Annotated in this window: 8 protein-coding genes; 5 read left to right on the forward strand and 3 right to left on the reverse strand. The window is 30.6% G+C overall.

All coding sequences use genetic code 11. The features are described from left to right. Positions 1-295: 295 nt before the first annotated feature. Positions 296-868 carry a tyrosine-type recombinase/integrase gene (locus tag AC1DS7_RS28430; RefSeq protein ID WP_476999383.1) on the reverse strand — a complete coding sequence of 191 codons (573 nt, stop codon included), beginning with the start codon at positions 866-868 and terminating at the stop codon, positions 296-298. 389 nt (positions 869-1,257) lie between these two features. Here AC1DS7_RS28430 and AC1DS7_RS28435 point away from each other — a divergent pair, with 389 nt between their 5' ends. From AC1DS7_RS28435 to AC1DS7_RS28455, 5 genes are all read left to right on the forward strand, one after another. Further along, positions 1,258-1,575: a hypothetical protein gene (locus tag AC1DS7_RS28435; RefSeq protein WP_476999384.1), complete on the forward strand. Its 318-nt coding sequence runs from the start codon at positions 1,258-1,260 to the stop codon at positions 1,573-1,575. A 302-nt stretch (positions 1,576-1,877) separates the two neighbouring features. Next, entirely contained in the window at positions 1,878-2,315 is a 438-nt protein-coding gene (locus tag AC1DS7_RS28440; protein WP_016094626.1) for a GNAT family N-acetyltransferase, read from the forward strand. 193 nt (positions 2,316-2,508) lie between these two features. Next, positions 2,509-2,907 (forward strand): helix-turn-helix transcriptional regulator, encoded by a 399-nt coding sequence (locus AC1DS7_RS28445; protein WP_016103338.1) that lies wholly within the window; start codon positions 2,509-2,511, stop codon positions 2,905-2,907. Positions 2,908-3,390: 483 nt separating this feature from the next. Then, the gene (locus tag AC1DS7_RS28450; RefSeq protein ID WP_002205120.1) at positions 3,391-3,981 is read left to right on the forward strand and encodes a helix-turn-helix domain-containing protein; all 591 of its coding nucleotides are present in this window, start codon (positions 3,391-3,393) and stop codon (positions 3,979-3,981) included. A 1,175-nt stretch (positions 3,982-5,156) separates the two neighbouring features. After that, positions 5,157-5,723, forward strand: a complete 567-nt coding sequence (locus tag AC1DS7_RS28455) for a hypothetical protein (RefSeq protein ID WP_476999385.1) — start codon at positions 5,157-5,159, stop codon at positions 5,721-5,723. A 680-nt stretch (positions 5,724-6,403) separates the two neighbouring features. Here the strand turns inward: AC1DS7_RS28455 and AC1DS7_RS28460 are convergent. Further along, entirely contained in the window at positions 6,404-6,778 is a 375-nt protein-coding gene (locus AC1DS7_RS28460; protein WP_476999386.1) for a hypothetical protein, read from the reverse strand. Positions 6,779-7,194: 416 nt separating this feature from the next. Continuing rightward, complete coding sequence (locus AC1DS7_RS28465) at positions 7,195-8,070, reverse strand: helix-turn-helix domain-containing protein (RefSeq protein ID WP_476999387.1); 876 nt, start codon at positions 8,068-8,070, stop codon at positions 7,195-7,197. Between the last annotated feature and the right edge of the window lie 261 nt (positions 8,071-8,331).

The raw sequence follows: 8,331 nt of genomic DNA on the forward strand, positions 1-8,331 counted from the left end.
CGTATTTTCTTTTACTGAAATCAGCTTAACACGAAATTTGATGTTATAAAAATGCGTTTCCGAGCAATAAAATGTCACAATTGTAGTTTTTTAATGTTATAAAAACATCTTTATTATTCGTGCAAACTATACTAATACGTTTAACTAGACGGAATAACATAGAGTACACTATAAGACGAAAAGGCACCACGAAAAAATATTCGGATTAAAGTAGTTTTTTTTTTTTTTTGAGTTAGTGAAAAAGCATTGATTTTAAAATCAATGCTTTTTTATTAAAGAAATTTTTATATTTAAATTAAATAAAGAATGTATCTAGTATATTGTCTTTTTCTTCTTTGTTAATACCAATATATTTAAGTGTGATTTGTGGAGTACTGTGGTTGAGTATTTCTTGCAACATGGCTACATCTTTTGTTTGTTTATAGAACCAATAACCGAAGGTTTTTCGCATAGTGTGTGTTCCGATAGATTCTATACCGGCAAAATCTCCGGCTTTTTGCAATTGTCGATAAGCCTGGATTTTACTAATGGGCTGATCTCCTTTTCGGGAAGGGAATAACCAGGTATTTTCTAGGGTTTGGGCATACGAATAGACTTCATCAAAAATAGAAGTAAGATTAATCATGCGTTCTTTTTTCGTTTTTCCTTCTTTGATCTTAAATTCTTTTCTCTTTTTTCGTTTTAGTTTTACTATGGTTTGTGTTTCTAGTTGGAGTAGATCACTGACACGTAGTCCGGTATGAATTCCAACAAGAAAGAGAATATAGTCTCTTTTTGAACAATGACGTTTCAGAGCCCATTTCATATCTTCAATCTGTTCTTTGCTACGAATGGGTTGGACATCAATGAGATGTGGTTTTTTGTTCATGGATTTTTGACCTCTTTATTTATAGTGTTTTGAATGTATACTTTTGTTGTGTAAATTGAGGATATCAGGGGATTTGGTGAGAAGTCAATATTTAAGGGGATTTGAATGTAAACTAATATACTAAAGTTTACATTGGAACTTATAATTGAAATCCAACATATAATGCTAGGAGCATTTACAACATAGTTTTGGTAAAAACCACAGCGATTGCTGTGGTTTTTATTATTGGGGTACCGCTAGCATTTTGGAAAAAACCATGCTAAGAGCATGCAAGATTTTATACAGCTTTTTGGCTAATCCAATAACAAACAATAAACCTAAAACCGCACTATAATAGGAATGTATAAAAAATTGCATAGATTGATAGAACAAAAAAAGGAGGTTCCCTTGTGAGAGTAGGGTTCTTCCTTTACTTATTGCTACCGATAATAGGACGTTATGTTAACTATACTTGTATGGAATATACAATCCAAAAAACACCGCACATCACTTTTTCGAAATGGTACAATAAGGAAAAAAGGTGGAGATTTCATCATGAAAAGACAGGTCAATCATTTATGGATGAGTATTTCATGTTTCATGCTAGCCGTGGCTTCTGGATAAGTTGCGTATGGACAATATGTAGAAGGTATAAGAAAAGCAATTACATGGGTACTCATAGCATTAAGTCTAAGCAATTTATTGATGGGTTCGTTACATCTGCGTAAGCATCGGAAAAATGTAAAATCACAAAACCTCTTAGAAAATAATTAGAGGTAACTGTAATGAAAAGAAAGGAGAACAAGAAAAATGGAAATGCTCATTACGCTTCTTCTAATAGGAGGGATGGCTGCCTTACGAGTAATAGCAATAAGTAAGATAGAACTTCAAACAAGTGAAAGTCGAGTGGTAACTTGTCCAAAATGCGGTAGGAAAATTAGGAGAGGAAATTTTGCCCCCTATTGTAATCATTGTAACGTAACATTTTGACTTCCGCTAACGTGCGTTATGTAAAAAAAGGAGGGGAAATATGATTAAGCAAGCTAGTAAAAATGATCTGAATGAAATTCTAGCAAAATCAGATAATGCTCTATACGAAGGAACGGCCAAGACCTTTAAACCTACACAAGAACGAGTAAAAGAGATTGTACAAACAACATTAGAACAAGGAGCATACTACCTAGTATCCAAAGATGATGACGACTTAAAAGGATGGATTCTAATTGGCAGTGGTAAAGATTATTTTTCACAAGAGAGTGTAGGATTCATTTACGAATTATACATTTTACCAGAGTATCGTGGTCAAAAACTTTCAAAGAAATTGATGAAGGCAGGTATAGATGAATTGTCTTTAAAAGGACATAAAGAAATACGATTAAATGTTCATGCAAAGAACTTTGCAAGAGAATTATATAAAGAATTTGGCTTTGTAGATCGACAAATTTCAATGAGTTTAACCTGTAAATAATGAACTTCTGATAACGATAATTATGTAAATAAGCTGCCCATATGGACAGCTTATTTTATTTTTTGCTTAGCGTGGGTTTTTTCCGAAATGTTGGCGGTACCCCATTGTGAACTATTGGTTTACATGTATAGAACTGATAGTTTCTTTATTTTTTATTGTTTTATGTGTAATAATTTTTTAAGAGGTGAAGGGGATGAGTTTAGGTCAACAATTAAAAAAGTTTCGTGAATCACAAAATCTTTCCCAAGAAGATGTAGCGAAAAAAATTGGAGTAACTAGACAAGCTGTTTATAAATGGGAGAATGATAAAAGTTATCCTGATATTGATAATTTGATTATTCTTAGTGAGTTTTACAATGTAACACTAGATGATCTGATAAAGGGAAATGATAGTTTCAAAAAAAAAATAAAGATTGATGATAAAAATTACGTTAGTTTCTATATAAGTTTTATCTTAATATTTGTAGGGATATGTATAAAATCATCATTAGTCTTTGGATTAGGAATTTTATTGCCTATATTTTATGATAGTTTTAAAAAAATGATTAGCTCTATTATTGGTGAATTTAAGTCAATAATTAAAGGGAATTGAGTTGTTTATAAAAAAAGAAGTATAGAATAGAATGTTTTTCTATGCTTCTTTTTAATGTAAATTTTTATTCAAAAGTTTACTTTCGAAAAGATAGAAAATCGAGCGAAGCGACAACCGTTTTAGGACGAGGAAATGAAATTTTGAGACCTAAAAAACGGTACAGGTTGTAGGAATTTCCTACCAAGTCAAAAACGTAGTTTTTAGGGTTTGTCATGACAAACCCGTAGCTTGCCCTTTTCTCTTTTAGAATTTTTTATACTTAATTGCTACTTTGCTTTTGGTTACAAGAATAATAAAAAAGGGTCCTATATATAGGGTCCTTTTTCTTTTAGTTACAACAAAAAAAGCCAATCATGATATAATTGAATTGTCGAGAAACAACTATAATGAGAGGCTTTTTTATTCTTATAAAATTCTAATTACATAATAGCATAAAAAGAGTCTCCGTACTAGTTGTAAATACTAGGAATGAGGAGAAAAGTTATGACAAATACTATCAATTTAAAACAAGCTGAAAAAAATGCAAGATTGAGAGATATCGAGGATTCGAAGATCTTGTCAGAAGAAGAGATGTATTTAGCAAATGAACTTCAATCAAAAGCTAATTTAAGAGGAATGAAATTAGTTCCAGAGCGAAAAGTAAAAAATAAAGCTAAATTTGTTCAAATTATTCAAGACAATTGGAGTTATTTACAAAGTATATCTTATTTAAAAAATGAAGAAATTGTGTTTTTAATGAGTTTGATTCCTTTTATAGGTTTTGGATCTAATGCAATTGTAGACAATCCCAAAAAGAAACAACCATTACCGCTTACACAAAGAGAATTAGCAAAGTCTTTAGAGACAAGTGAGACTAAGGTGAGTAGAGTTGTAAAGGCATTATATACAAAAGGGATCATTGCTCGTTCTGAAAGTGTTGTAGAAAATAGCAATGTAAAGTCTTATGCATTATTTATCAATCCTCATATTTTATATGCTGGAGATCGGGATAATATTGAAGAAGGATTAAAGATACAATTTATAAAAATTATGAGAGCTAAACCATTAAAAGATTTACCTATTAAATTTTTTTAAAAGACATCAATTAGATGTCTTTTTTTTACATTTTTATACTTATCAAATTTGATAAGTAAACTTATCAAATTTGATAAGTATAAAAAGTCCTATAAACCCTTGATATTACTGGTTTTTTTATACTTCTTTATGCTTGTCCCTTCTCACTCTCTATATAAGGAGCTAAAAGTTCCGCAAGGAACGGGTTGTATTTTCTTTCGCTTTGCTACAGAAAATCTCCACCCTTTCCGCTTTGCTACATCCTTGCGGAACTTTTTTCGGCTCGAGTTTGGATATCACCAAGCCGATACATCCAAAAGCAACTATTGGGGATCATCGGCTTGAATTGCTATTATACGAGCCGAACCGCTAGTGTCTTCGCTTAATAATTTCACTTACCACATTGATAGATACGTAATACGTGGGGGCTCGTCCCCACACGACGAACCAGCCTCAACCCCAAAAGCAAAGGAAAACCTTCTTTTAAACCTGTCTATTCTTCTTTTTAAGCGCTTATTTTCGTTTTCACGACAAATAGTATTGTTTTAGATTTATATTCTTTAAAAAGGATTCTGAAGCTCCTAAATAGCATTTTGTATTTTGTTGTTATTTGATTCTAGATTAAAGATTTATATTTATTTGATGCAAATTGTTTTCTTTTAGTATTTTAAAGTAATGTTTGATTGCAATTTATTAAAAATATCATGTCCTTAGTGAGTACTCATATGGAGACATCAAAGGGACTTTGTGTACTCACTGAGTCTACATCTAGGGACACAATGGGGACATTTGGAGGGTTTTGTGTCGTCAGTGAGTGGACATCCTGGGAATTTTCGTGTACCCACGTTTAAGCTAGGCTCCGCCTAGTCCCAACCCCTATTTGGGCCCAAAAACCCCTTATGCTCTTCTCTCTTTTTTGATTCAGAATTTCCAATTTTATAGAATGTCTTGTTTTTTGATCAAAAATTAGTATGTTAAAAAACAAAAAGTTAATTTATGTGTATATAGGAATGCTTAGGGGATCCCTATTTTGGAACAGAATTTATGAAGTTGTTTGGCTGTTTGTTTAAATAGTTTTAATAAGTATTCATCTGAACAAGGAATTTATCTGAACAGCATCTAAACACCTGATATAATAATGTTTATGAGTCCTGTTCAGATGCTGTTTGTTTGTTTAGATAGGAGTGATTTAAACAATGATTAGGGAAAAACATGAATTAATTTGGCTATCGGCCGAAGATATAGCAAAACAAGTTGGTGTATCTTCAATGACAATTAAACGAAATTGCAATACTTATGAAGAATTTATTCTATTCAAACAGGGGGAGAAAAATAAGTACTATATTTCTTCTGAATGTGTGGATGTTTTAAAATTTATTAATAAACTTCGAAATAAAAAGAATGTCCCTCATAAAGAGATTCTAGAAGTATTAGACAAAGAAGGTTTTAAAAAATATATTGCTGTTGATATGGAAGTTGTTCAGGAAAACACTTCTAAACAAACATTTGAACAGACTATGTTTACCTTAGATGAAGTGAGAAAAATAGTTGCGGAAGAATTAGAAAAAGCAATGAAAGATCAAGTAAATAAGAAAGATGAACAAATTATGTATTTGATGAGAGAGATTCAAGATTTAAAAAGAATTATGATAGAAGAAAAACAAGCAATATTAGAAATAGATTCATCTGAACAACAAGTAAACAATGAAGAAGTACAAGAGATTAAGAAGGAACCGTGGTGGCGACGCATGTGGAATCGCTGAGTCCTGGCGTTTATGCCGCGAAAGTTCCTTGACGATGAGGGGAACCCTCATGCAAACTCGCCAGGGGTGGCCCCAGAAGGGCGGTTTTTGCCCGCTGGGGTTAGCTTTGGGAGTTTGAGGGTTCGGAGGCTCGTGGTCAAGGGAACCGTGGAATAAAAAGCGAGGACGGACCCCAGGACAGGGCAAAAACCAAGGTCTTCGCCAAGATTCGTGGTTCTACTGTTAGAAAAAGGCGAATAAGAATATAGTATACATAGAATAAGGGAATGCAGTACAGATCAGCATACAAGCATTTCCTTGCTATTGTTATGTTATATTTTTAGTATAATAATTTTTATTTTTTAATGAATAATATTTAGAAATGGGTGAAGTGTATAATAAATTATTTTAGAAATTTTGATTATGAATTTTAGTTTAAATTCATTAAAAAAAGGTTAAGATAAAAATTATTTATCATTTTTATGGATTTTTATATATATATTAAGAAGATTATAGTTATAATTAGAAAAACGTTGATTTTTTATTAAGAGATATGATAACTTAGTAAAGTCGGTTTTTTCTTAGGAAACCGCTTGTTTTCATTTGATAATTATAGTAGAATTTATTATACGGTTAAAAAATATAAAAAAAACCTTACGGTGCGAACGTAAGGAGTTTTAGAATCACGGGTGCGAACCGTGTTAAGCACTTTTGTTTTCTTGATTTAATCCGAGTGCGGAAATAACTTCATCTTTGTTTTCTAATATAAATTTCATTGTTTTCTCTTTTTCTTTCTGCTTATCTCGTTCTTTCAATCGAGTGCGAATCTTTTGAAAGATTTCTTTTCCTTTAGGATAAAAAAGAATGGTAATTAAAAGAAACAGAAAAGTTGAGAAACCTAAAAATTGAAATTTAGCTTCACTTAGAAGGAGTGAAAAAGTTATCGGTATTCCATTATTCATAGCTGGACATAAAGCTATATAAGTAGCAATAGCTAAACTAATAGTTCCGCCAGCAATACTTATAATAAGTTGTCCTCTTTTTAAAAACGGTTTTAATTCTTGAAAAAATATCATAATGCATCATTGTCCTTTCTTAAATTTAAAGTTTAGTATTTATATAAAACGGGGTGCGAACCCGTGAAAGCATAACGAAAAAAGCCCATAAAGGCTTATTTTTTTTGCCTTACAAAGATGTATGTATGCACAAATACTCTATCCTATCATATTAACATAAGAATATATTGGATTGCAACCCATTTTTATATAATTATAGGAAAAAATATGAATACCAAGAGAACAAAATGAAGTGATAAAACATGGAATCCTTGCTTTTATTCGATCTTATAACTAATGATACTCAATATTTGTATAATTTATAACAAATTAATTTCAATTTTACATACATGATAATATCTTCTTTTAAAGAGTTTGTTGTACTTTAAATACAACAAACTCTTTATTTACGTTGTATTTAATAATGTTTTAGTTATTTATTTTTCTTCTTTATTTTCTTCTATAATGATTTCTTTTTCTAACTCATATTGTATGACTGGATGTTGATTAAGATCTTCATCATTTACGATAGCAAGTTGTTCACATAGTTCGATTAAGTAACTTACGTTTTTTCTAGGTTGAATTTGTACACTTTGTTTTAATGCAATACCTGTTATGTTTCCATCTTTATATTTAAATGGACTTTTGAATATTGCTGCTTCATCAATTTCTAATGTGTTAATTGTTAATTCAACATGTTTAGTGATATTACATAGATGTCCTGTAATTATTCCATCACGTTCTGTAATAATTAAGATAATTTGAAAAGAATCATCTTTATTACCTTTTGTTTCTTTAGTTTTCCATTGAAATATTTGATAAACTTTTGTTATTTCTCCGTATAAAAATTTGTGTTCTTCTATCTTTGAAAATAGGTTATTAATATTTTTTTGGACATCTGGATATCTTCTATTCAAAGTGTGAGGAATTATAGAATTATTGTAAGGAATCAAATAAGTTGTATGAGATTTTTTTCCTTTTTGTTCTCTGTAAATTAGTTTTTTATCAACTAATATTTTGATCCAATTGTCTATTGTTCGAGTTTGTGTATCGAAAAAATCAGCTATGGTTTCAACACTATGCCAACTATGACCATATTGATTGTTGGCATAAAATGAAAAATAAAGATATAGGCGTAATGGTCCTGGTTCTAATGTAGCAAGATGTTCATCTCTAAATGTTTTATATAATGCTACAAAAGGTAAGTTCATATGGCCATTCACAGTTCTCCAGTTATTGTAATAAGATTTTATGTTTATTTCCGTTTCATCTTTACCTGGAACTTTTGTTGTTATTTGAAATCCTCTTTTCAATTTATTAACCTCCGTATTTTCTTTTACTGAAATCAGCTTAACACGAAATTTGATGTTATAAAAATGCGTTTCCGAGCAATAAAATGTCACAATTGTAGTTTTTTAATGTTATAAAAACATCTTTATTATTCGTGCAAACTATACTAATACGTTTAACTAGACGGAATAACATAGAGTACACTATAAGACGAAAAGGCACCACGAAAAAATATTCGGATTAAAGTAGTTTTTTTTTTTTTTTGAGTTAGTGAAAAAGCATTG

The sequence above is a fragment of the Bacillus sp. P4_E1 genome (assembly GCF_056401715.1).